At 67.9% G+C, this 24,292-nt stretch carries 16 protein-coding genes and 2 pseudogenes; 10 read left to right on the top strand and 8 right to left on the bottom strand.

The window, feature by feature from the left end:
- The first annotated feature begins 10 nt into the window (after positions 1 to 10).
- From ACQ858_RS11630 to ACQ858_RS11600, 7 genes and pseudogenes are all read left to right on the top strand, one after another.
- Positions 11 to 1,257, top strand: a pseudogene (locus ACQ858_RS11630) (3-isopropylmalate dehydratase large subunit).
- Positions 1,254 to 1,760 (top strand): 3-isopropylmalate dehydratase, encoded by a 507-nt coding sequence (locus ACQ858_RS11625; protein WP_431276752.1) that lies wholly within the window; start codon positions 1,254 to 1,256, stop codon positions 1,758 to 1,760. Before ACQ858_RS11630 ends, ACQ858_RS11625 begins: the two are co-directional and overlap by 4 nt.
- Positions 1,753 to 3,456 (top strand): hydantoinase B/oxoprolinase family protein, encoded by a 1,704-nt coding sequence (locus ACQ858_RS11620; protein ID WP_431276751.1) that lies wholly within the window; start codon positions 1,753 to 1,755, stop codon positions 3,454 to 3,456. The genes ACQ858_RS11625 and ACQ858_RS11620 overlap by 8 nt, the downstream gene beginning before the upstream one ends.
- On the top strand, positions 3,453 to 5,507 hold the full coding sequence (locus tag ACQ858_RS11615) for a hydantoinase/oxoprolinase family protein (protein WP_431276750.1): 2,055 nt from the start codon (positions 3,453 to 3,455) through the stop codon (positions 5,505 to 5,507). Before ACQ858_RS11620 ends, ACQ858_RS11615 begins: the two co-directional genes overlap by 4 nt.
- Positions 5,504 to 6,118: a cysteine hydrolase family protein gene (locus ACQ858_RS11610; protein WP_431276749.1), complete on the top strand. Its 615-nt coding sequence runs from the start codon at positions 5,504 to 5,506 to the stop codon at positions 6,116 to 6,118. The genes ACQ858_RS11615 and ACQ858_RS11610 overlap by 4 nt, the downstream gene beginning before the upstream one ends.
- Positions 6,118 to 7,518, top strand: a pseudogene (locus ACQ858_RS11605) (FAD-dependent oxidoreductase); the annotation flags it as partial. The gene ACQ858_RS11610 and the pseudogene ACQ858_RS11605, both read left to right, overlap by 1 nt.
- Before the next feature lie 13 nt (positions 7,519 to 7,531).
- Positions 7,532 to 8,395 carry an isocitrate lyase/PEP mutase family protein gene (locus tag ACQ858_RS11600; RefSeq protein ID WP_431276748.1) on the top strand — a complete coding sequence of 288 codons (864 nt, stop codon included), beginning with the start codon at positions 7,532 to 7,534 and terminating at the stop codon, positions 8,393 to 8,395.
- Positions 8,396 to 8,508: 113 nt separating this feature from the next.
- On the opposite strand, the gene ACQ858_RS11595 is transcribed toward ACQ858_RS11600, so the two are convergent.
- From ACQ858_RS11595 to ACQ858_RS11585, 3 genes are all read right to left on the bottom strand, one after another.
- The gene (locus ACQ858_RS11595) at positions 8,509 to 8,865 is read right to left on the bottom strand and encodes a hypothetical protein (RefSeq protein WP_431276747.1); all 357 of its coding nucleotides are present in this window, start codon (positions 8,863 to 8,865) and stop codon (positions 8,509 to 8,511) included.
- 98 nt (positions 8,866 to 8,963) lie between these two features.
- The gene (locus tag ACQ858_RS11590; RefSeq protein WP_431276746.1) at positions 8,964 to 9,365 is read right to left on the bottom strand and encodes a hypothetical protein; all 402 of its coding nucleotides are present in this window, start codon (positions 9,363 to 9,365) and stop codon (positions 8,964 to 8,966) included.
- Positions 9,366 to 9,570: 205 nt separating this feature from the next.
- On the bottom strand, positions 9,571 to 11,391 hold the full coding sequence (locus ACQ858_RS11585; protein ID WP_431276745.1) for a hypothetical protein: 1,821 nt from the start codon (positions 11,389 to 11,391) through the stop codon (positions 9,571 to 9,573).
- A gap of 1,246 nt (positions 11,392 to 12,637) precedes the next feature.
- Here ACQ858_RS11585 and ACQ858_RS11580 point away from each other — a divergent pair.
- Positions 12,638 to 12,883, top strand: a complete 246-nt coding sequence (locus ACQ858_RS11580) for a DNA-directed RNA polymerase subunit alpha C-terminal domain-containing protein (RefSeq protein ID WP_431276744.1) — start codon at positions 12,638 to 12,640, stop codon at positions 12,881 to 12,883.
- Between the two features lie 4 nt (positions 12,884 to 12,887).
- Here ACQ858_RS11580 and ACQ858_RS11575 read toward each other — a convergent pair whose 3' ends face one another.
- Positions 12,888 to 13,085 (bottom strand): hypothetical protein, encoded by a 198-nt coding sequence (locus ACQ858_RS11575; protein WP_431276743.1) that lies wholly within the window; start codon positions 13,083 to 13,085, stop codon positions 12,888 to 12,890.
- Between the two features lie 177 nt (positions 13,086 to 13,262).
- On the opposite strand from ACQ858_RS11575, the gene ACQ858_RS11570 reads away from it, so the two are divergent.
- A complete protein-coding gene (locus tag ACQ858_RS11570) occupies positions 13,263 to 14,528 on the top strand; it encodes an NUDIX hydrolase (protein WP_431276742.1) in 1,266 nt (421 codons plus the stop codon).
- Here the strand turns inward: ACQ858_RS11570 and ACQ858_RS11565 are convergent.
- Together ACQ858_RS11565 and ACQ858_RS11560 are read right to left on the bottom strand one after the other, a co-directional pair.
- Positions 14,456 to 14,761 carry a hypothetical protein gene (locus tag ACQ858_RS11565; protein WP_431276741.1) on the bottom strand — a complete coding sequence of 102 codons (306 nt, stop codon included), beginning with the start codon at positions 14,759 to 14,761 and terminating at the stop codon, positions 14,456 to 14,458. The genes ACQ858_RS11570 and ACQ858_RS11565 overlap by 73 nt on opposite strands.
- Before the next feature lie 33 nt (positions 14,762 to 14,794).
- Positions 14,795 to 15,754 (bottom strand): chitosanase, encoded by a 960-nt coding sequence (locus tag ACQ858_RS11560; RefSeq protein ID WP_431276740.1) that lies wholly within the window; start codon positions 15,752 to 15,754, stop codon positions 14,795 to 14,797.
- A 158-nt stretch (positions 15,755 to 15,912) separates the two neighbouring features.
- Here ACQ858_RS11560 and ACQ858_RS11555 point away from each other — a divergent pair, with 158 nt between their 5' ends.
- A complete protein-coding gene (locus ACQ858_RS11555) occupies positions 15,913 to 17,256 on the top strand; it encodes a hypothetical protein (RefSeq protein ID WP_431276739.1) in 1,344 nt (447 codons plus the stop codon).
- 20 nt (positions 17,257 to 17,276) lie between these two features.
- Here ACQ858_RS11555 and ACQ858_RS11550 read toward each other — a convergent pair whose 3' ends face one another.
- Positions 17,277 to 23,363 carry an AAA family ATPase gene (locus ACQ858_RS11550; protein WP_431276738.1) on the bottom strand — a complete coding sequence of 2,029 codons (6,087 nt, stop codon included), beginning with the start codon at positions 23,361 to 23,363 and terminating at the stop codon, positions 17,277 to 17,279.
- A gap of 64 nt (positions 23,364 to 23,427) precedes the next feature.
- Positions 23,428 to 24,216 (bottom strand): gamma-glutamylcyclotransferase family protein, encoded by a 789-nt coding sequence (locus ACQ858_RS11545; protein ID WP_431276737.1) that lies wholly within the window; start codon positions 24,214 to 24,216, stop codon positions 23,428 to 23,430.
- Positions 24,217 to 24,292 lie beyond the last annotated feature (76 nt).

Here is a 24,292-nt window from a genome sequence, read left to right as displayed (position 1 = left end):
CCCCCAGACGCTGGCGCAGAAGCTCATCGCGCGCGCGAGCGGCCGCGACCACGTGGCTGTCGGCGAGATCGTCACCTGTGCGGTCGATCTGGCAATGTTCCACGACTCCTCCGGCCCGCGCCGGTTGCAGCCGATGCTCGAGGAAATCGGCGCGCAGATCTGGGACCAATCGCGCGTGGTCCTCGTGATGGACCACTACGTGCCCGAGCGCGACGACGATTCGCGCCGCATCGTGCGCATCGCGCGCGACTGGGCACGCGACCAGCAATTGCCGCATGTCTACGACAGCCAGGGCATCTGCCACGTGGTGGTGCCGCAGCACGGGCACATCCGTCCGGGCATGTTGTGCGTGGGCGGCGATTCGCATTCCCCGACCGGCGGTGCGTTCGGCGCCTACATGTTCGGTGTGGGCAGCACCGAGATGCTCGGCGTCGTGGTCACCGGCGAGATCTGGCTGCGCGTGCCCGAGACCATCCAGATGTGGTGGGATGGTGCATTGCCGACCGGCGTGACCGCCAAGGACATGATGCTTCACATGATCGGCCGCTTCGGCATGAACGGCGGTCGCTACCAGGCAGTGGAGTTCTGCGGCCCGGCGGTGACCGCGCTGTCGATGCAGGAACGCATGACGCTTTCCAACATGAGCGCGGAGCTTGGCGCGCAGGCCGGCTTGATCGCACCCGATGCGACCACGGCCGCCTATCTCGCCGGGGCCGGTGTGCCGCACGTCGACACCGGCCCGTGGTTCACCGATGACGAGGCGGATTTCACGCGCCACCGCTTCAACGCGAGCACGCTGGAGCCGCACATCGCCGCGCCGCACAGCCCGGCCAACTCGCATGGCGTGAGCCGCTTTGCCGGCATGCCGATCGACATCGCCTACATCGGCGCGTGCACCGGCGCGAAGCTGGACGATCTCCGTGCGGCCGCCCGGGTGCTGCGTGGTCGCAAGGTCGCTAAGGGGGTGCGATTGATGGTGGCGCCCGCCAGCGTGCGCGATCAGAAGCTCGCGCAGGAGGAGGGGTGCTGCAGGCATTGACCGATGCCGGCGCGGAGCTGTTCCCGACCGCATGCGGCGCGTGCTCCGGCTATGGCGATCCGATGGGCGACGACGTGACCGTCATCTCCACCACCGCGCGCAACTTCAAGGGCCGCATGGGTTCGCCGACCGCGCAGGTGTATCTGGGTTCGCCTTACACCGTTGCCGCTGCGGCCCTGCGCGGCAGCGTCGTCGATCCGCGGGAGGTTACCCAATGAGCTTGCCCGGCAAGCACCGCGTCTGGCGCCTCGGCGCCGACATCGACACCGACGCGCTCGCGCCCGGCCACGCGATGAAGCACGGCATCGACACCATCGCCGGGCACTGCCTGGAAGCCATCCGCCCGGATTTCGCGCGCGACGTGCGGCCGGGTGACGTGATCGTGGCCGGGCCGAACTTCGGCATCGGCTCTTCGCGCGAGCAGGCGGCGGCCGTGCTCGTGAAGCTCGGCGTCGCGGCCGTGATCGCACCGTCCTACAGCGGCCTGTACTTCCGCAATGCGTTCAACCTCGGCCTGCTGCTGCTGACCTGCCCGCAGGCCGTGGTGCTGCGCGAAGGCGATGTCGTCGAGATCGACGCCGTGGCGCCCGCGGTGGTCACGCCCGACGGCACGCGCCTCGAGTGCGAGCCGGTGCCTTCGTTCCTCATGGACATGGTCCGCGCCGGCGGACTGTTGAACCAGCTACGCCAGCACGCTGGCAAGAAAGAAAACAATGTCTGATCCTTCCCACGCCCCAGCGATCGACCCCGTCACGCTCGCCGTGCTTCGCGGCCGGCTCGAACAGGTGGCGGACGAGATGGACGCGACGCTCTACCGCAGCGCGTTCAACCCCATCATTGCCGAGGCGCACGACGCCTGCCACGGCCTCTACGACGCCACCACCGGTGACACGCTGGTGCAGGGAAAGTCGGGTCTGCCGGTATTCGTCGGCGCAATGGCCTTCGCGGTGCGCGCGACCGCGAAAGCAGCCGAATCGCGCGGCGGCATGCAGGACGGCGACATCTGGATCAGCAACGACGCCTACGACGGCGGCACGCACGCCAACGACTTCAAGCTGGTGCGCCCTTTCTTCCGCAACGGCAAGCTCTACTGCCACATGGCATCGGCCGCGCACTGGCACGACGTGGGCGGCGCGGTGCCCGGCAACTACAACCCGGCCGCCACCGAGTGCTGGCAGGAGGCGGTGCAGATTCCGCCGGTGCGCATCGTGCAGGGCGGCGTGCTCGACCGCGACGTGCTCGCGATCCTGCAGGCCAACACGCGCCTGCCCGACAGCCTCTGGGGCGACCTCAACGGCCAGCTCGCCGCGCTGGAGCTCGGTGCGAAGCGGCTCGACGGCCTGCTCGACGAGTATGGCGACGACCTCGTGCTGCAGGCGCTCGGCGAACTGCGCAGCCGTGCGCTGCGGCTGATGCGTTCGCACATCGCATCGCTGCCGGACGGGCGCTACAGCTTCGAGGACGTGCTCGACAACGACGGCATCAGCCCCGAGCCGCTGACCATCGCGCTGGACATGACGGTTTCCGGCGACCGGCTGCTGCTCGACTTCTCGCGCACCTCGCCGCAATGCGCGGGGCCGGTGAACATCTCGCGCGCGACCGCGATCGCGGCCTGCTACGTGGCGCTGAAGCACCTCTTCCTCGACGTGCCGGCGAACGCCGGCGTGCTCGATGCGGTGGACTTCGTGCTGCCGGATCGCCTCGTCATCAGCGCCGAGCGGCCACGGCCGGTGGGCGGCTACACCGAGACCATCCTGCGCATGATCGACGTGATCTTCAGCGCCGCCGCCAAAGCCGATCCGAAGCGCGCGGTGGCACAGGCCTACGGCACGATCAATGCGCTTTCGATCGCGGGCCTGCGCAGCGACGCGGGCCGCGAAGGCCAGCGCTGGGTCATGTTCAGCTTCTTCGGGGGCGGGCATGGCGCGCATGCGGGCGGCGACGGGCTGTCGCACGGCAATGCGCCGATCTCGACCGCCACGATTCCTCCCCTGGAGATCCTCGAAGCGGCCTATCCGGTGCGCTTCACCGAATGGTCGCTGCGGCCGGATTCGGGCGGCGAAGGCCAGCATCGCGGCGGACTCGGCGCGATCTATGAAATCGAACTGCTGGAGAAGGACGCCGAGGTGTTCGTCTTCGGCGAACGCGGTACCTCGCCACCCAAGGGGATCGCGGGCGGCGGCCCGGGTGCGCTCAACGTCTTCCGCTACGAGAACGGCGGCGCCTGGCACGTGCCGCCGATGGTCTCGAAGATGCGCGGCATCCGTCTCGTGCGCGGCGAGCGCGTGCGCCTCGAAACCCCTGGTGGCGGCGGCTGGGGCAGCGCCGCGGAGCGGCAGCCCGAACAGCGAGAGCGCGACCGGGCAATGGGCTACGTGACAACCGGCGCCGATGCCGGCAGGAAAGCATCCGAATGACTTCGAAACAACCCTCTCTCGTCGTCGGCGTGGACGTCGGCGGCACCTTCACCGACCTCTTTGTCCTGGATGAGGCAAGCGGCACGGCGCGCATCGTCAAGGTGCCCTCGACGCGCGGCGAGGAAGCGCGCGGCTTCATGAACGGCGTGGCGCGCGTGGCCGATTCGGCCGCCGCGATCGCGACCATCGTGCACGGCACCACTGTCGGCACCAACGCATTGCTCGAACGCAAGGTGGCGCGCACCGGCATCATCACCACGCGCGGCTTCCGCGACGTGCTGGAGATGCGCCGTCGCGATCGTCCGCAGACCTGGGGCCTGCGCGGCAGCTTCACGCCGGTGGTGCCGCGCGATCTGCGGCGCGAAGTCGACGAGCGTGTGCTGGCCGACGGCACGCTGCACACGCCGGTCGACCTCGACCAGGTGCGCGCCGAGGCGCGCGCGCTGCTCGAAGCGGGCTGCGAGGCGGTGTGCGTGTTCTTCATCAATACCTATGCCAATCCCGAAAACGAACGGCTCGCGGTGGCGGCGGTGCGCGAGATCTGGCCCAACGCCCATGTGACTTCGGCCTGCGAGGTGCTGCCCGAGATCCGCGAGTTCGAGCGCTGCTCGACCGCGACGCTCAATGCCTCGCTGCAACCGGTGGTCGGTGGCTATCTGTCGCGGCTCGAGTCCGATCTGCGCGCACAGGGTTTCGGTGGCGAATTGCTGGTGGTGCAGAGCAACGGCGGCGTGATGTCGCGCCAGACGGCGAGCGATCTGCCGGTGCGCACCGCGCTCTCCGGCCCCGCCGCGGGCGTGATCGCCTGTGCGGCCATCGCGCGCGCGGCGGGCTTCCCGAACGCGATCACCGGCGACATGGGCGGCACGTCCTTCGACGTGTCGCTGGTCGCCCAGGGTGAAGCGGCGCTTGCGGCCCAGACCGCGATCGAGTTCGGCATGGTGATCCGTTCGCCGATGATCCAGATCGAGACGATCGGTGCCGGCGGTGGCTCGATCGCGTCGGTGGATGCGAGCGGCATGCTCCAGGTCGGCCCCGAATCGGCCGGCAGCGTTCCCGGCCCGGCTTGCTATGGGCGGGGCAACATGCGCCCGACCGTGACCGATGCCAACGTGCTGCTGGGACGCATCGCCGCGGACCGGCCGCTCGGCGGTGGGCTGCTGGCCGCGCTCGATGCGGAGAAGTCGCGGCAGGCCATCGAAGAGCACGTCGCGCGGCCGCTCGGGCTCGACGTGCATGCGGCGGCGGAGGCGATCCTCACCGTGGCGAATGCGCGCATGGCGGGCGCGATCCGGCTGGTGTCGATCGAGCGCGGGCACGATCCGCGCCGGTTTGCCTACATGCCCTTCGGCGGCGGCGGTGCGCTGCATGTGTGCGCGATGATGCGCGAGGTCGGTGTGGGCACGGGCATCGTGCCGCGTTACCCGGGCGTCACGTCGGCGCTGGGTTGCGTGATTGCGGACATGCGGCATGACGCGGTGCAGACCATCAACAGGCCACTCACCGAGGTCGACGTGGCCGATCTGCAGCGGCGCATCGACGAACTGGCCGCGGCGTGCCAGCGCCGCCTCGATTCGGCGGGCGTGCGCTTCGAGGCGGTGCGCGAGGTGATCGCGCTCGACATGCTCTATGCGGGGCAGACCCACACCTTGCCGGTCGAACTGTCGGATGCGCGCGGCAAGCCGTTGACGGTCGATTCGATCCGTGCGGCTTTCGAAGCGGCCTACGCCGGGGCTTTCGGGCGCGTGCTCGACGGCATCCCGATCCGCGTGATGAACCTGCGCTATGCGCGCATCGGGGTGCGGCCCAAGTTCGACCTCGCTGTGCTTGCGCCCGAGGGTGCAGGCAGTGTGGAGCCACTCGGCACGCAGCGCGTGTTCCATGAGGGCAAGTGGCACGACGCGGTGCGCTATGCGCGACTCGAATTGCCCGTTGGAACCCGCATCGACGGACCGGCGATCCTCGAGCAGCCTGACACCACCGTGTGGCTCGAGCCCGGCTTCCACGCCGAGGTCGACGCCCACGGCAATCTTCTGGTGAGGCCATCATGAGCGCAGGCGCACCCATCGTCGGCGCGAAGACCGCGCTGGTCATCATCGATCTGCAGAACGATTTCCTCGACCCGAAAGGCGCCTACGCGCGCGGCGGCGACAGCAATCCGCCCGCGCTGCTCCTCCCCGCACGTGTGGCGGAGGTGGCGCGCGCGCTCAAGGCGAAGGGCGGCATGGTGGTCGCGAGCCAGTTCACGCTGTGGCCCGATGCCTCGGGCGAGCCGATGGTGTCGCCGCACCTCAAGGCACTGCGGCCGTATCTCCAGAAGGGCGATTTCGCGCCCGGAAGCTGGGGGCAGGCGAACGTCGATGCGCTCGCGGGGCTGGTCGACGTCTCGGTCTGCAAGGTCGCGTATTCGGCTTTCTTCAACACGCAACTGGACTGGGTTCTGCGCCGTGCCGGCATCGATTCGGTCGCGGTCTGCGGCATCGTGACCAACGGCGGCGTGGCCAGCACGGTGCGCGATGCGCACATGCGCGACTACCACACGCTGGTACTGGCGGATGGCTGCGCAGCCTTCGGCGAAGAGCGGCACCAGACGTCGCTGGCCGACATGCGCAACGTGGCAGAGGTCACGGACTGCGCGGCTTTCATCCGGTCGCTGACGTGATGGCGGCAGACCCATCTCCGCGCCGCATCCGGCGTGCGCCATCCATCGAGGCCGACGCGCATGTGCCGGTGGCGATCGTCGGCGGCGGTGCCTGCGGGCTCACTGCCGCGCTGATGCTCAGCGATGCCGGCGTCGACTGCGTGGTGCTCGAACGCGACGCGGTGCCGAGCGGATCGACGGCGCTTTCTTCGGGCTTCGTTCCTGCACCCGGTACGCGCGCGCAGCGCGAGCATGGCGTGACCGACGACAGCCCCGCGCGCTTTGCAGCCGACATCCAGGCGAAGGCGCATGGGCGCGCGGCGCAGGTGCTGGTCGATGCGTATTCGAGGGCGGTCGGCCCGGCGCTGGATGTGCTTGAGGCGCGGCATGGTCTCGACTGGATACTGCTCGACGGCTTCCTCTATCCGGGCCACAGCGTGCATCGCATGCACGCCTTGCCGCAGAAGACCGGCGCTGCGCTGATGGCGCGGCTGCAGTCCGCGGCCGAGGCGGCCGGCGTGCCGGTGCTCACGCAGGCGGTGGTCGACACGCTGGTGGTGGATGCAGAGGACCGTGTGATCGGCATCGAGTACGGCCGGCCGGACGGCCGTCGCGAGTCGCTCGCCTGCGACGCGCTGCTGCTGGCCTGCAACGGCTTCGGCGGCAATGCGCCGATGGTGCGCGATCTGCTGCCCGAGATGGCCGAGGCCACCTTCGGCGGCCACGTCGGCAACGACGGCAGCGCGATCCTCTGGGGTGAGGCGCTCGGTGCCCGGCTGCGCGATCTCGGCGGCTACCAGGGCCACGGCTCGTGGGTGACGCCGCAAGGCACGCTGATGTCGTGGGCGGTGATCATGGAAGGCGGCGTGCAGATCAACCGCGAAGGCCGGCGCTTTCACGACGAGACGCAGGGCTACTCCGAAGCCGCGGTGCATGTGCTCGCGCAGCCCGGTGGCATTGCGTGGAATGTGTTCGATGCGCCGCTGCTCGAACTCGCGCGCGGCTTTCCCGATTTCTGCGATGCGCAGGCGGCCGGTGCCTTGCGGCGCTGCGAGACGGTGGCCGATCTGGCGGCCTGCATCGGCTGCGACGAGGTGGTGCTGGCGCGCACGCTGTCCGGATTGCGCGTGAAGCAGCCCCAGCCCGATGGCCGCGTGTTCTCGCGGGGCCTCGAAGCGCCGTACTTCGCGGTGAAGGTGACCGGCGCGCTGTTCCACACCCAGGGCGGCCTCGACACCACGGGCGACATGCGCGTGCTGCGCGCGGACGGCACGCCGTTCGTCAACCTGCTCGCCGCGGGCGGCGCGGCCGGCGGCGTTTCGGGCGATGCGGTGTGGGGCTACCTTTCCGGCAACGGCTTGCTCAGCGCCGTCGCCGGTGGGTACATCGCCGCGAAGACGGCTGCGGCGCTCGTCTCTTCAGGGGGCATTCGACATGACAGACAACACATTCAAGGCGCGTCTCGCGTCGACCGACATCGTGCTCGCCCCGGGGGTCTACGACGCGCTCAGTGCGCTCGTCGCCGAGCAGGCGGGCTTCGAGGCGCTCTATCTTTCGGGCGCATCGATCGCCTACACGCGGCTCGGGCGGTCGGATATCGGCCTCACCACCTTCACCGAAGTCGCCGACACCCTCGCGCGCATCACCGAGCGGGTGCGCCTGCCGGTGATCGTCGATGCCGACACCGGCTTCGGCAATGCGCTCAACACCCAGCGCACCGTGCGCGGCTTCGAGCGTGCAGGAGCGGCGATGGTGCAGATCGAAGACCAGACCTTTCCGAAGCGCTGCGGCCATCTCGACGGCAAGGCAGTGGTGCCTGTTCGGGAGATGGTCGGCAAGCTCAAGGCCGCACTGGACGCGCGCGCATCGAGCGACACGCTGATCCTCGCGCGCACCGATGCGCTCGCGGTCGAAGGGCTCGATGCGGCGCTCGATCGCGCCGAAGCGTATCTCGAATGCGGCGTGGATGCGCTCTTCATCGAGGCGCTGCGTTCGCCCGGGCAGATGGATACGGCGTGCCGGCGCTTCGCGCACCGCATTCCGCTCCTGGCCAACATGGTCGAAGGCGGCAAGACGCCGATCCAGGACGCGGATGCCTTGCAGGCACATGGCTTTCGCATCGCGATCTTCCCGGGCGGCACCGCGCGGGCGGTGGTGCACACGCTGCAGGGCTATTACGCGAGCCTGCATGCAAATCGCACCACGCAGCCGTGGCGCTCGCAGATGCTGGACTTCGATGCCCTCAACGAGGTCATCGGCACGCCGGAGCTGATGCGCACGGGCGCACGCTACGAATAGCCGCACGCCCAACCCAGAAACCCCGCGGAACCAGCTCTGCCGGTCCGCCGGGGTTGCCCCCGGAGAGGGGGTGGAGAGCGACACGAAGTGCGCGAGCCTGGGGGTGAGCTCAGTCACGCGCAGCGTGCGTACACCAGTGCGAGATAGTCAGCGTGCTTGCGCAGCGCCTCGAGTTGCTGAAGCGTCGTGCCGGACACGCGGTCGTCGGGGTCGAACTTCAGGCTGCCGTCCGAAAGCAGGACGAAATGCGTGGTGCCGCGTGGCAGGCCAGGGCGGCTTCCCACATTGACATAACCGCAGCCGGCACCCGTGGAGCGGTTGTACTTGACGCCCGAGAAGGTCGCGAATCCATCGGGGAGCTGCCTTCGCACACTGGTTTCGACCTTCCAGACCGGAAAGTAGAACCACCAGGCGGCCAGGCAGCCGATGAAAAGCGCGATCCCGACCAAGGCCGATACGAGCACTCTCATGTTTCGCTCCTTTCTCCCAGGAGTGAAACATTTTAGTAAGAACTAAAACTTTGGTTTAATTTTTTGGCGCCATATTTCGATCGGCTGGTGCGCGACGTTCAGCGGACGGTCGACATCACCGTGGCGCGGCACCGGCGCTGCTCGCTCGGCGCCAGCAGCACGCAGTTGTCGAGGGCGCGCTGCTGCATATCGCTCAGGCGGGGGCGCGAGGCGGCAGGCGGGGCGTAGTAGCCCGAAGCGTAGCCTGGCGCGTAAGCGGGCGGCGCCGGGCGGTAATAGGCGGGCGGGGGCGGCGCCGGGTAGTACACCGGGGGAGGCGGCTCGTAGTACACCGGAGGCGCGGGCTGGTAGTAGACCGGCGGTGGTGCCACGTAGGCGGGTGCGGGTTCGTAATAGACGGGACCGCCGACGCCCACGGACACACTCACTTCCGCATGGGCCACGGCGACCGAGAGGGCGGCTGCTGCGATCGCAGCCGAAAGCGCCAGTCTGGCAGGCACAGAGCCATTGAAGCTCACTGAAATTCTCCGAAGTTGGAACGACACGTCCATCGATTCTGAACGCCGTGGACAGGAAGGTGGTGGACACGCCCAACAATCTGTGACGCCTGCAGTGCACCTGACGAGATTTTGCCCGCCTTCACCGACCCCAAAAAACAGCCCGCACGAGGCGGGCTGTTTTCCTGCTCAGAAGAACGGGCGAGGCTCAGGGCACGTTCGCCGTGTTCATCTGGTAGGGCTTGCCGGGCAGCGCCATCGCGCCGCCGTACTCGGCCGCGGCGCCGTTGATCGCGTTGATCGGGCAGCCGTTGGGCGCCGGGCACGCACCGCCGTCGGCGACGAAGATCACCGAACCGTAGCGGTAGTTGCGTACCGCCTTGCCGGCGTAGTCGAGCGCGCTCATCACGTAGCCCTGGTTCGCGAAGTTGTCCGCGTCCTCGACCGCGATCAGGTCCTTCATCTCGCTGTGCTGGATCGTGCGCACGATGCTGCCGCTGTTGCCGTTCGAGGCGAAGCGCACCCAGTTGATCTTGTTGTCGCCGCGGGAGGCAACGATGACCTGCTGGCTGCTCGGCTCGAAGCCGGTGTTGTCCGGCTCGCCCTTGGAGGTCGCAAGCGACGTCGGGTTGCGGCCGATGCCGGTCACGGTGCCCACTTCGGCGATGTTGCTCGCCGGCGGGTTGGCCACCATGTTCGAGCCGCCACCCGGTGCGAAGCCGTCGAGGCTGTAGATGTGCAGCGTGCCGTCCTGCGTTGCGATCCAGGCGCGCGGGGTGGAGCCGAAGATCGTGGTCTTCACCGCGGTCGGACGCGCGCCCAGCGACACCGTCTTGAGCACCGTGGGCTTCTGCGAGGCCTGCACGTCGAAGGTGAACGGCCACTGGCTGGCCGACTGGCCGAAGTTGGTCGTCTGGCTCACGTTCGAGCTGAAGTACATGCCGTTGAAGTAGCTGAACAGCGGCTTCAGGTCGATGAACGCGGCCTTCTGCTCCGACTTGGAGATCACCACCGCCACGCCGCCCTTGGCGTAGCTGTAGTAGTTGGCGCCCCCGCTCGCGAAGCTCTGCCAGTTGTTCGTCAGCGGCGAATTGTCCAATCCGATGAACTGGCCGACCTTCGAGCCGGTCTGGTAGAGCGTCTTGAACTGGTCCATGCCGGTCGTGACGGCGATCTCGGTCGGTGCGTTGATACCGGGCAGGTCGATGTAGCCGAGGATTTTCATGAACGCGATGTCGCCCATGTTCGCCAGACCCGGGTAGACGCCCATCCACTCCTGCCACCAGTTGTACCAGGCGGCGGTCTTCGTCGTGACCCCGGTAGAGTCGTTGGGGCTGCATCCGTCGCACAGGCCGGCCAGCGCGATGACCGCCACCTGGCCCTTGAGCGCCTGCGTGTCCCAGACCGTGACCAGCGCGAATTCGCTGTTGTTGGTCATGGCGATGGCGGTCGGCACCTTGTTGGCCGGCAACTGCACCGTGGCCGTGTTACGCGCGGTGTTGCTGCCGAACGTGCCGATGACGCCGTTCTGGAACGCGACCAAGCCCTCGGCGCAGAATCCGGGACGGCCGGTGCAGCGGCCCACGGCGGTTGGATTGCCGCTCACGATGCCCTGGGCGCGGTAGCTCATCACGTTCACGCTGTCGATGCCGCCGCCGGTGACGGCAGCGCGCGTCCAGCTCAGTTGCGGCAACTGCGCGAACACGTTGTACATGTAGTTCGAGACCTGCATGTCCGAGACGCCCACGCGCTGCGTCGGGTCGTCCGCCACGAAGGAGATCGAGGCCTGATTCGACGAATACGAGCCTGGGCTGGAGCTGGGCGGCCCGCCGACCGACCACCAGAACGGGTAGTTCGGTGCCGGGGAGGCCAACTGGGTGTCCGTGCGCTTGTACAGCGTCGGGCCCGTGTTGGCCGTGCCGTAGGAGATGGCGTCCGGGCCGTAGCGGTAGGCGATGCCGGAGTCCTGGCTCAACTGGGCGGCCATGGCCGTGTATTGCGCCGGGATGATGTTCAGGCTGCTGTCCACGATGTCACCGGAAACTGGAGCCGGCGCGGGGGCCGGAGCCGGTGCGGGGGCTGGAGCCGGTGCGGGGGCTGGAGCCGGTGCGGGGGCTGGAGCCGGTGCGGGGGCTGGAGCCGGTGCGGGGGCTGGAGCCGGTGCGGGGGCTGGAGCCGGTGCGGGGGCTGGAGCCGGTGCGGGGGCTGGAGCCGGTGCGGGGGCTGGAGCCGGTGCGGGGGCTGGAGCCGGTGCGGGGGCTGGAGCCGGTGCGGGGGCTGGAGCCGGTGCGGGGGCTGGAGCCGGTGCGGGGGCTGGAGCCGGTGCAGGGGCCGGAGCCGGTGCGGGGGCCGGAGCCGGAGCCGGAGCCGGTGCGGGGGCCGGAGCCGGGGCCGGGGCCGGGGCCGGTGTCCGCCAGCGCCATTTCTCCAAATCCGTCTGATCCTTGGTTGCGTTCGTTCCGCTCGCAGCCGAACCCGATGTGCCGCTATCTGCGACCACCGTGCCGCTTCCATCCACAGTGGATGCGGCTACCGTTCCGGTGCCCGCGCTGGTAGCGGCGAGCGCGCCGACACCACCACTGCTGCCTCCTCCCCCACATCCTGCTAGCGTTCCTGCTGCAATAAGCAGCAAAAGAGAACTTTTCTCTATAGCTTTCACAAAAAAGACCCCACGATTAAGACGAATCCCGGTTTGTACGTCGGACCCTTCTTGCGCCGCAAGCTTTCTTTCATTTCCTTTCCCAATGTTTTTCCTATGCTTGGGAGGCGGTTACAACAGTAGTTCTCAGTGACGACTTTCCCGTTAACTTCCTTCTTAGTTGCAAAATCTGCGTGTAACCGTAGGCAACCCCTTCCATCATCCGGGATGTGAAAAATTGATGAATTTTGGCCAAGTTGTCGTCTGGCCAGGAATTGCCCTTCGAAGAATTTGTATCCGCACGCCGCTGCTTTTTCGAATTGCGAATTGGGAGCTGTGAATTGCGATGATCGCGGCGTCGTGCATCCTGGGGCGCGGCGGCATGCACCGATCGCGCAGCCTCCGTCGCGAGCCTCGACGGTCAAGGTCGTGGCTTCCATCGGCAACGCGCTGGAAGCCGGATCGTCTGCTGGTTAACCCTGGCTTGAAAAAAGACAGTTGCTCGAAGTTTGGTCAACTGATCTGTTTCGAAATCAGGCGAACGGCCAACCTCTCGAATGGGCGGCCGGCTGGGTCAAGGAGCGTGCGTGGTGGCACGGAGTGTGCAAGTTTCGGGCATTGCTTCAGGAGACTTCCCATGGATCATCGCCAACAACCCGTCAGCGCCGCCGCGGCCGCGCACCCGGTTCTGGACGCTGACATCGCCATCCTCGATCTCTCGCTGCGCACGACCAACGTGCTGCGGTTGAACAAGCTTCACACGGTCCGTGATCTCACGCGGCTTCCGGCGCGGAAGCTCTTCGTGCTGTCGAGGCTGGGTCGGAATTCGCTGCGCGAGATCGTCGAAAGCGTCAACCGCAAAGGCTTGCGTCTCGCGGATTGAGGCTTCAGCGGCCCTGGCTGAGCCGTCGAAGTCCCTGCTCCGTGAGGAAGTTGCTTCCCTCGCGGTCGGAGGTCACCAGCCCGTTCGACCGGAGGCGTTCGGAGACCCTGATCGCTTCCGTCGGCAACTTCTGGGTGTGCGCTTCGAAGAGCGCCTGTAAGGTGTTCCACTGCTCGTCATTGAGCCGAATCTTCTTGGCCACGGCATCCCCACTTTCCTGCTGGTGAGTCTGAAACAACTTGTGCCTGCTGGCCTCCTCAAAACGGTTCTTGCATTTCGACGAGGTTCGGGTTAGGGAAAACGATGAAGCAGACCACTTGCGCGTCGTCAAGGCCGCGACGCGGCGCGGGGCGTCTTGCTGGTAAAACGGTCGGCGACCATGTCCATTTCCACGAATCCCCCGACGGTGGCGCCGGTGCGTCCCGTGCGCACTGCGGCCACCCTGATCGTCCTGCGCGACGGCCCCGCCGGCATGGAAGTGCTGATGCTGCGCCGTGCCGAGAAGGAGGCCGACCAGAACAGCGGTGCCGCCGTATTCCCTGGCGGCACGGTGGACCCGAACGACCGCGCGCTGCATGGGCTTTGCGCGGGCGTGGACGACCTTGCAGCAAGCACGCGGCTCGCGATGCCCGCGAACGGTCTGGACTACTACGCCGCCGCGGTCCGCGAATGCTTCGAGGAAGCCGGACTGCTCTTCGCGACCGGAGCCGACGGTCGGCTCATCACGCTCGACGGTCTCCCGCCGGCGGAAGTCGCGGCGCTCCGGGCGACGGTGGAGGCGGGCGGCGATGCGATGCTGCGCCTGTGCGAACGCCAGGGCTGGCGGCTGGCGGTGGACCGGCTCGCGTACTTCAGCCACTGGCTGACGCCGCCAGGGATGCCGCGGCGTTTCGACACGCGCTTCTTCGTGGCCTTGGCGCCGCCGGCGCAAAGTGCACATCCCGACGGGCGTGAGACGGTCGAACACCTCTGGCTTCGGCCCGCCGACGCGCTGGCCCCGGCGCTTGGCCTGCGGCTGATGAACGTCCAGCGGCGCATCCTCGAGCAGCTCGCGACCTTCGGGAGTGCGCTGGATTGCGTGGCGCACGCGCGGGGTCTTCGCGAAGTCCGGCTGGTGATGCCGCGGCTGGCCGAAGGCCCGGGCGGCCGCCGACCGGTGAATCCCGGCGAGCCGGCCTACGAGGAGATTTCGCTGATCGATCCCGACGGGCAGTGCCACGGGCGCTACGAGCTCACGCCGGGCCCGGCGATGCGTCTGTCATCGCGGGTGGTGCGCGTGACCGGCCGCAGCGGCGATCGGCTCGTCAACAGCTATTTCGTCGGCGGCGGAGGAGGCGAGTGGGCGCTGATCGATGCCTGCCCCGGCGACGAGGCACATGCCGCGATGCTGCTTGCATCCGCGCCCGGCCCGGTGCGGTGGACGCTGGCGCTGCGCGGGCCGGTTCCGCTGCCCGGCGACCGGCTGGCCGTTGGGGGATGCACCCTGCGCGCGCTGCGCACGGCGGATGGGCCGGATTCGGCGCCCTGTCTGCTTCTGGAAGAGGAGAAGCTGCTCTTTTTGCGCGAAGCGGATCAGCTCTCGGCGCTGCCGGCCGAAGGGGTCGAATGGCTGGCGCCGGCCAGCGGTTTCCTCAGGCGTGCCTGAGCCTCGGTCTGCTCGCGCGCGATGCCCGATCGTTCGTCGAGGTCGCGGGCCAGGACGCCGCATTCGAGTTGCGAGATGTCGGGATCGCCTTGCCGAATGCGGACATCCAGCAGGCATCTGCGGAGCAGGGCCATGGTCGGTGAAGAGAAAAGGCCTCCTTTCGGAGACAGGTTCGGCGATTCTCGATTTGCCGGACCTGCCGAGTTTTTTCGCCGCGAGAACGGGTCGTCCACGAAAGCGAAACAATGGCGAAGCGGCCGTGACGCTCAGCCGACGACCTTCGCGATCAGCGCCACGTCGGCCACGCCGTTGGCCGGCAGGCCGCGCTGGGTCTGGTAGTCCTTGACGCCACGGAATGACGCCTGGCCGAACACCCCGTCGGCCTTGATGTCGGCGCCAAGGTCGGAAAGCCCCAGTTGCAGCAGCCGGACATCGAGCCCGCGCGCGAGCGGCGTCTGTACCGCGAGCACGCGCGAACCCGGCGGTGGTCCGTCGTAGCAGCCCGGTGGCGTCGCCGCGAGCGTGGCCGTCGAGATTTCCTGCCCGCGAACCACCAGCGGCAGTTCGAGCCCCCAGAAGCCCTGGTCGATCAGCCGCTGGAAGGCGTCCATGCGATACACGGTCGCGCGGATGTCGGCACGCTTGTGCGTGGCCATCCAGTTGCGCCGTGCCGAGACGTAGGCCTTGATCCACGCCTGCTCGCCCGCGCTGCCGACCTGCCCGACGGCGGCGATCGTCCGGTCGCGGATCAGCGCCCACGAGCCATGCACCGTGCTGTCGTAGACCACCGCGACCCCGAGCGGCGAGACGATGCCGAGCTTGCCCGCGGAGGCCAGCGCGGGCTGCCAGTAGGTGTCGTCGAAGAAGGCGTCCTGCGTCTCGCGCATCACCGGATCGTCGGCGCAGGCGCGCAGCACGTTCTGGAGCTTGCCGTCGTCGTCCAGCGTGAGGTCGCGCTGCTGGAAGCGCGGCAGCGATTTCGAAAGCCGCGGGCCGAAGCGTGCGCCGAGGTTCGCGCAATAGCGCTGCAGCAGGGTCGCGAGGTTCCCGGACCCCAGCGTGGCCTGCGAGCGGCCGTAGGTGAGATGACCCGTGTCGCCGGGGATCAGCGTCACCTCGCTGTAGTCGCCCAGCGCGGAGCCGGTTTCGAAAACGTTCACGATCGCCTGCGCGCTCTTGACCTGGGTCGAGGTGAGCGGTGCGCCCACGGCTGGGGCAGTGGCCATTGCGTTCCTCCTGCAACCGTATCGGCGGCGATTGCAGCAGAAAGGCATGGGGCCTGCCATCCGCCATTCAGCGGATGGCCGTTCGTTCAGGGCGCGCGATGCGCTTCGAAGCTGTACAGGCGCGGGCGATGCCGCTACGCTCGCGCGGATTCGCCAGCATGGCCGGAGGAGATCGCAACGTGATCATGTACCCCTTGCCCGGTTCCCGCGCCTACCAGGAGCGGCTCTATCCCGATCCCGCGTTGCTCGACCCGGCAACCCGCGCGAAGCTGAAGCTCGACTCGCACGAGGATGTCATCGCGCACTTCACCGCGAGCTCACTGGCCGAAGACGGCATCCAGATCGAGCCTGGATCGCTCACCGTGACCAAGGGGGCGGGCGCGACCGGCTACATGGTCGGATTTCGCGCATTGCCCGCCTTCGCGCAGCAGGCCGAGCACTTCGCTGCCATGCACGTCGCGATGCTCGATGCGCAGCATGCGGGCCTCGCCCTCGACGGCTGCGATGCCTGCCGCGAAACGCCCGCGTGGAACCCGATGGCCGGCTTTCCGGTGAACCGCAGCGACGGTCCTTCGGAATGGCTGCCGTGCCTGCCATTGGGCATGCCCATCGCAAACCATCAGGCGGTCACGTTGATGCATTACCCGCCGATCGTGGCCTACCGCACCGCGGACTATCTCAACAACATGACCCTGCGGCGCTGGGCGCAGATCCTGCAATGCGCGGGCATCGATTCGCCGCAGCGCTATCACGCCATCGTCGACGTGAACCCGATCGCGGCGCCGGGCTCGGGCGAGAGCGAATACCCCAACGACTACTTCCCGATCAGCCTCACCTCGATGTTCTTCGACAACGATGCGCGCGGCCTGACCTACCTGCGCGCGATGCTGGAGCTGATGCTCGATCCGCCATCCAACGCCGGCAATCCGCTGACCTTGCCGCTGCTGGTGTGCGGATCGCCGCTGTACGACCCGCAGGCGCCCGGCTGGTTTCGCACGCGCTACAAGGAGCATCTGCCCAAGGACGCCAATGGATCGCCGACGGTCAACGTGCTGCAGGCAGGCTTCATCCACGTATTGCCCGGCAGTGCGAAGAAGACGCCGTACCTGATCGCGAACCACATGATCGCCGCCGGCGTGACCGGCCGCTGCACCGGCGACCCGGGCCAGATCCCCGACATCCGCAAGTACGAGGCGCAGGACCTCGCGGCCGCGAGCTTCCTGGGCCTGTGCGCCGAGGCGGCGAAACGCGGCGAGGAGGTCGACCCCGGGGAGGCGATTCGCGCGGCCTGCGAGCGGTGGTTCGGCCCCGGCCAGGGCGACGGCAGCGGGGCGCCGAATCCGGCCAGCGAGAACGACCGGCTCACCATCTGTGCGCTGGCGCAGATGGACCTGTGCTTCAACCCGAAGACGATCTCGCCGACCTACACCTACGAAGAGGCCCTGGCGCGTTGCCGGAGCAAGGGCGGTGCGGATTTCTCGCCCTGTTTCGGCTGCGCCTGAGCGCCTTGGGGCGCGACCTTCTACTTGTGGAGCAGGCGCTCGAACCCTTCCCATTCCTTGGCGGGTTCGCGCATGTAGCGGGCGCAGCGCTCGATGAAGATGCGCGGAACGGGATCGTGCGGGTCCGCGGCGCTGGCCTTTTCGAACAGGTCGAGCGCGGATTCGAACTCACCCTCGAAGTACAGCGCCATCGCCGAATCGAGACACTCGCGCGTCGACAGCTTGGCATCGCGCCGCTCGGGCGCCTCGGCATCGATGACCTCGTAGACGTCCACGGCGATGTTCTTGCCCTTCACCGCCACGCGATCGACGCGCCGCAATGCGAAGGCATCGGGCGCGCGCAGCGCGTGGTAGGTCGCCTCGCCGATCAGGAAGCGAGCGTGGTAGACCTTGGTGAGTTGCTCGATGCGCGAAGCGAGGTTGACCGGGTCGCCGATCACCGTGCACTGAATGCGGTCGTCGCCACCCACCGTGCCCAGCAGCAGCGGTCCGGTGTTGACGCCGATGCCCGCTGCCAGCGTCGGCTGGCCCCGGGCGATGGCGCGTTCGTTGAAGGCTTCGAGCGCCCGTGACATCGCGATGCCGGTGCGCACGGCGGCGTCGGGCTCGGTGTCGAAGAGCACCTTGATCTCATCGCCGGCGAAGGAGTCGATGAAGCCGCCGCCCTGTGTGATCTGGACCTCCATGCTGCCGAAGTAGCGGTTGAGCAGGTCGATGGTGCTGCGCGGGTCGAGCCGCTCGGACAGCGGCGTGAAGTCGCGCAGATCGGCGAAGAGCACGCTCAGGGTCTTGGCGACGCTTTCGCCGAGGTTCACGCGTGCGATGTCGCGGCGATCCAGGCTTTCGAGGAACTGGCTGGGCACGAAGCGGCGCTGTGCCTCGATCAGGCGCTGCTGCTGCTGGTAGAGCCGCGCGTTCTCGATGGAGATGGACACCTGGGCCGCAAGCAGCTCGATCACCTCGATGCGCTCGTCGGTGAAGACGCCGGCCGTGAGGCTGTTCTCCATGTAGATCGCGCCTTCGCATCGTCCGCGCTGCCGCAGTGGAATGCACAGCACCGACTGGGGCTGGCGTGCCTGCAGATAGGCATCGCGGGCGAAGCGGCCGGCGCGCGCCGCATCGTGCAGGACGATCGGGCTTTCGCTGTGCAGCACGTGGTAGACGATGGAGATCGGCAGCGCGAGCGCGCCTTCGTTGCCGTCGAAAGGAATGGCGCGTGACGGCACCGTCGCTTCCTGACCCGCTTCGCAAAGCCCTTCGATCATGAGTTGCTCGTCTTCGCGCACCACGAAGCAGCCGCGTTGCGCACCGGCGTTCTCCAGCATGATCCGCATCGTCGCGGTCCAGAGCTGGTCCAGCGCGATTTCGCTGGCGATGGCCTGCGAGGCCTTCATCACCGATGCGAGGTCGAGCGAGGCGGAGTCGAGATGAGCGGCCTCGGATTTCGATGCATCGCCGCGCGGCCGCATCGCCGGTGACAACTGCGCGAGCGCCGGGAACTCCTCCTCCATGTGCGCGACCTTGCGCCGCGCACCCCAGCCTTCGTAGAGATTGCGCGCTGCGCGCAGATAGCCCTCGGCGGCCCTGCGACGGCCCGAGGCGAGCAGGTGACGGCCCGCGAGTTCGTTGGCCATCGCCTCGTCGCGGCGGAAGCCGGATTCGTGCGCGGCGGCCATCGCCATTTCATAGGCTTCCAAAGCGGCTTCGACGCGACCGTCGAGGCGCGCGAGCTCCGCCTGCATCAGCCGTTGCAGGTGCAGGAAGTTCGCCGCGCAGTGGCTCGCCCAGCGCGTCATCCGGCGAAGATCGGCGCGCATCCGCGCCCGGGTGGCCGCCTGTTCGTCGGCCGGCATGCCCGGCAGGCATGCCGCCAGCGTGAGGAACGCAACGATGTAGAAGCGCGCGAGCTGCGGCAGCGACATCGCGGAGGCGATGAGCTTGTCCTGTTCGCGCACATGGGCGAGCGCCTGCTGGTGCTCGCCGTAGAACCAGAAGATCTCGGCCTTGTAGATGTGATAGTTGGCCACGCCCGTCATGAAGCGGCGCTGCCGCATGCCTTCGAGGCAGCGCGCTTCATCGAAGCTCGCGTCGTTCATGGAGCACAGGCCGTCGGTCTGGCCGAGGAAGTTGCGCTGCATCTGCAGGAACAGCGTCCCCGAATCGAGCGAGTCCTGGTATTCGCAGTCGCGCACGATGGTGAGGAAGTCCGCGTGCTCCTGCGCGGCGGCCTCGAGATCGAGCTTCGGGTCCCAGATGATGCAGTCCTGCGCGCTGTAGGCCAGGTAGAGCAGGTCGCCCGACTGGTAGCCGGCCTCGATGCCGCGCCGAAACCATGGCGTCATCGTCGACCAGTGGTTGCTCCAGTGGTGCACGAACATCGCGTAGACATAGATCACGCGCGACTTCAGCGCGATGTCGTCGCTGCGGTCGTTCATCGCTACCGCGAGCTGGCCGTACTCGTAGCCGAGCGGTGCATCGTCCAGCGCGCCGCACAGCAGCATGCCGTAGGCCGCATAGGCGAACGCCGATTCGGGGCTGTTGCCGTGACGCAGCGAGATGTTCACCGCGCGCAGCACGAGGAACGGAAAGAGGTTGCCGCTGCCCGAGAGAAAGGCCGCGGGGAAGATCTCCATCAGGAGCCGGATCGCGACCTGTTGCGCCGGGTCGGACATCGGCGGCGCGTCGATGAGATCGGCGATCCGGCGCCCGCCGAGGTTGCGCCGCACCGCTGCGATCTCGCGCCCGATCGCCGCGCGGTCCGGGTCGTCGGTGATCCGCATGCCGAGCAGCGCGAGGCCCGTGGTCGCGGCGCGGATCGACTCGGCCATCTTGCCGATGGTGGCGTACTGGCGCGTTCGCATCGAGAGGATCTCGGCCTTTTCCAGGTTCGATCGCGCATGCGCGAGCATCTGCTCGATCCACGATTCCGCCTCGCCGTAGTTCGCCGTGAGGTAGGCGCATTGCTGATACTCGGTCGCGAGCGCCATCTTCAGTTCGATATCGCTCGTCCATGCATCCTCCGGCAGCAGCGCGAGCCCGTGGCCCAGATAGCCGAGTGCCGACTCGTAGGCCGAGGAGCGCAGCGCGCGAACGCCGGCTTCGAGGTTCATGCGCGCGAGGGCCTTGCGCTCGGCCGGCGCGCCGATGAGCCGGTGGCATTCGTTGAGGTGGCCGACGATCTCGATCAGCCGTTGCTCGCGTTCTCCGGCTGTTGCGTGGCGCTGGATCAGCCGGCCGATCGAGAGGTGCACGCTCTCCTTGCGGTCGGCGTCGATCAGCGCGTAGGCTGCCTGCTGCACGCGGTCGTGCTGGAAGCGGTAGCTCGGGTTCAGCCCCGCGAACGCCGCCTCGCCGCCGCTGTCGATCAGCTTGTAGTCCTCGTTGAGCGGCACCACGAGATGCCGCTGCATGGCAGGCAGCAGATCCGCGGCGGTCCGCGCCATCGGATGCTCGTGGATGATCGACAGCGTGCGCAGGTCGAAGGTGTCGCCGATGCAGGACGCGAGCTCCAGCACGCGCTGCGTCGCGGCGGGCAGCTTGCGCAGGTTGGCGAGCACGAAGTCGACCACGTCGCTGCCCAGCCCGCTGCTGCGCACCGCGTCCATGTCCCAGCGCCAGCGACCCGATTCCGGCGCGAAGGCGATGGCGCGCGCCTGTTCGAGCGCGCGGAGCATCGCGGTCAGGAAGAAGGGATTGCCCTGCGCGCGTTCGTGCAGCAACTCTGCCAGCGGGCGGCACGCGGCGACGTCGGCGTGCAGCGTATCGGCCACCAGTTGCTCGACGGCGGGAAGCGCGAGGGGCCGGAGCGCCAGTTCGTGAATTGCGCGGGTCTCCTGGATTTCGTTGAGGGCCAGCCGCAGCGGATGGCCGACATCGACCTCGTTGCTCCGGTACGCGCCGATCAGCAGCAGATGCCGCAGATCGCGCGCGGTCGCGAGCCAGCGCAGCAAGTTGAGCGTCGATGCGTCGCTGAACTGCAGGTCGTCGAGGAACACCACCAGCGGCTGCTCGCTCGCGAGTGCGCGCACGAAGTTCAGGAAGGCGATCTGCAGCCGGTTCTGCTGCTCGTTCGGCGGCAACGCGGGCACCGGCGGCTGGGGGCCCATGATCTCTTCGAGTTCGGGGATCAGTTCGATCAGCAGCCGGCCGTTGGGCGCCACCGCCGCCACCAGCCTCTCACCCAGCGCCCTGCGACGTTCGAGCGGCTCGGCCATCAATTGCCGCGCGAGGCTTCGAAAGGCGAGCGCCACCGCGGAGTAGGGCGTGCTGCGCTGGAACTGGTCGAACTTGCCCTGGATGAGATAGCCATCGCGGCGCACCAGCGGCTTGGCGATCTCGTTGACCAATGCGGACTTTCCCACGCCGGAGGGGCCCGAGACCATGCAGAACTCGGTGCCGCCCGCGGCCACGCGCTCGAACAGCGCGAGCAGCGCGGCCTGCTCGGCTTCGCGTCCGTAGAGGCGCTGCGGGATGTTGAACTTGCGCGAGACATCGCGATGGCCGAGCGGGAAGGGCGAAATGCTGCCCGTCTGCGCCAGCTCGCGCTGGCAGCGGCCGAGGTCTTCGATCAGGCCGTAGCTGCTCTGGTAGCGGTCCTCGGCGTTTTTCGCCATCAGCTTGAGGACGATCGCCGACACCGGTTGCGGGATCGCCGGCCTCAGGTCGCTGGGCGAGGGCGGCGCCTTGCCGATGTGGCTGTGCACCCATTCGAGCACCGTTCGCGCATGGAAGGGCAACTCGCCGGTCAAGAGCTCGAACAGCGTGATGCCCAGCGAATAGAAGTCCGAGCGGTAGTCCAGCAGCCGGTTCATCCGCCCCGTCTGCTCCGGCGACATGTAGCGCAGCGCGCCTTCGAACCGGCGCGAGAGGGCGTCGTTCTGGCGCTCCAGCGAGAGCTCCGACGCAATGCTGAAGTCGATCAGCCGCACGCCCTCGGCCGCGTCGACGAGGATGCTGTGGGGCTCGATGTTCTTGTGCACCACGTCGAGCTCGTGCACGCGCGCGAGCGCCTCGGCCAGCGCGATCGCGATGCGGAAGAGGCTTTCGAGCGGCAGGCCGCGCTCGCCCTGGGCGGCGGCTTCTTCCGCGAGCGAATGGCCGAAGGGTTCCAGCACCAGCGCCACGTTGCCGTTGCCCCACGTTTCGAGCGCATGCACGCGCACCACCGATTCGATCGACTGCAGCCGCTTGAGCAGGCTGTACTCGTGGCGCAGCTCGGCCACCTCCTGCCTGCCGGGGTACTCGGCATCGAGCGCCTTGATGACGACCGGATGCCCGTCCGCGATGCGCACCGCGCGGTAGATCGAGCGGCGCTGGGACTGATGGATGCGCTCGCCGATCCGGTAGCCGGGAATCGTGACCACCGCGCTCCGATCCGGCGACCTAGGCGCCGAACACCGGCGTGCGCGCTCGGCGTAGGCCTCGGCTGCGGTGTCGCGCAGCGGCGTGCCGTGCCCGCACAGTGCATGGCGGTAGGGCATCGCGCCGAGTCGCGCGTAGTCGCCGACCTTGGGTTGGTTGACTTGCATGAACAATGGGCCGAAGTTGCCCGGCTGGAAGAAGCCCATGCCGCGCATCATCTCGCGCGACTCGTCGGAGAAGTATTCGTTGGGCTCGACCCAGTTCTGCAGCGCGTCGCAGGCCACGAGGATGCCGCCCGCGCGGTCGATGCGCAGCACGCACTCGGGCATGCGCGTGGTCTCGAAGGCGAAGACGCTGCAACCCTTGAAGGGCACCTCCGAATCGGGCGCCAGCACCTTGTCGGGCACCAGCCCGTAGGCGTGCTGCGTGCCCGGCGGCGCCCAGAAGATCGCGCCGTAGCGCTGCTTGTAGAAGGCGTTGTCGCGGTCGTGCAGCGAGCCGATCTGCACCACATGGGCGATGCGGCCGAGCGATTCGAGCTTCTCGAGGCCTGCTTCATCGAGCCGTATCGGATTCACGAGCGTCAGGTCGCCGTCGTCGCGCACCACCGTCATGTTCCGGCTGAAGTGCCAGGGGGCGTCCATCAGCACGGTCTTCATCGTGCCTGTCACGAAAAAGACATCGGGAAAGACCTCCTCGATCTCGCCGTGGGGCAGGGCAGGCGGCAATTCGTCCAGCGCGTCCATCGGATGGGCTCCTTTGATTGGTAGCCGTGAGCGTACTTCGGTGCCTGCGGCGCGGCAAGGCAATTCATTCGTAGACGAAGCGCCCCGCATAGGCGTACTCGTGCATGTACGCATACAGGTATTCATCGAGGTAGCGTCGCTGCGCCGGCGTGAACCGGCCGTGGCGCACGTCGTCGAGGGTTTCGCTCCCGTCGGACTGGTCGAGCCGCTTGAGGTGGAAGAGGGTCATGTCGCGCCCGCCGAAGAAGCGCTGGAGATAGCGGTGGTACTCGCGCGCCGCGCTCATGTCGAAGACGCAGCCCGCGAGCGCGGTGTACTGCGGCCGGCGTGCGAGCTCTTCGGCGTCGAAGACGGGGTAGTTGCCCGGCGGGGGAACGAAGGGCGGCGGCTCGGGATTCGTCTGCACCGGATGGCGGCGCAACGCATCGACGTAGGTCGCGTCGAGTCCCGCATGCGCCGCGCCCTGTACCAGGATGTTGAGGTAGCGCTGCGTGGGCAGGCAGCCGTCGTTCAGGAACGCGGGCAGGCCGGCGTAGGCGACGGCCCGCTGGGGGCCCTCGTCGGTATCGACCGTGACTTCGATGCGGTCGTAGCCGTGGCCGTAGGCTTCGGCGGCGTCGAGCAGCGCCATGTGCGCATCCTCGCAGAGATGGAGCACGCCGCGCACCACGTCGGACGGATCGCCTGAGCGCTCGATGTTGCCGACGCCGCCTTCGTGGCGGAAGAAGTGCTGCACGTTGAAGCGCAGCCGCCAGCCATGCAGCGCGGCACGGCGCGACCGGTGCGGCTCCACGCCTTTGGCGCGCAGCGATGTCATGTCCATGTTCGATCCGTAGCCGAAGTACCAGAACACGAGGCTCCTCCTGTACAGCCGGTGGTCGGCCCCATTAGTATTCGCCGCAGGGGAGTTGGGGCGACCGGGCCGCCGC

Origin of the sequence: Variovorax ureilyticus (assembly GCF_050632185.1) — a bacterium.
Taxonomy (GTDB): domain Bacteria; phylum Pseudomonadota; class Gammaproteobacteria; order Burkholderiales; family Burkholderiaceae_C; genus Variovorax; species Variovorax ureilyticus_A.
Note: the sequence above shows the minus strand (reverse complement) of the source record. Positions and strands in the feature narration are given on the sequence as shown.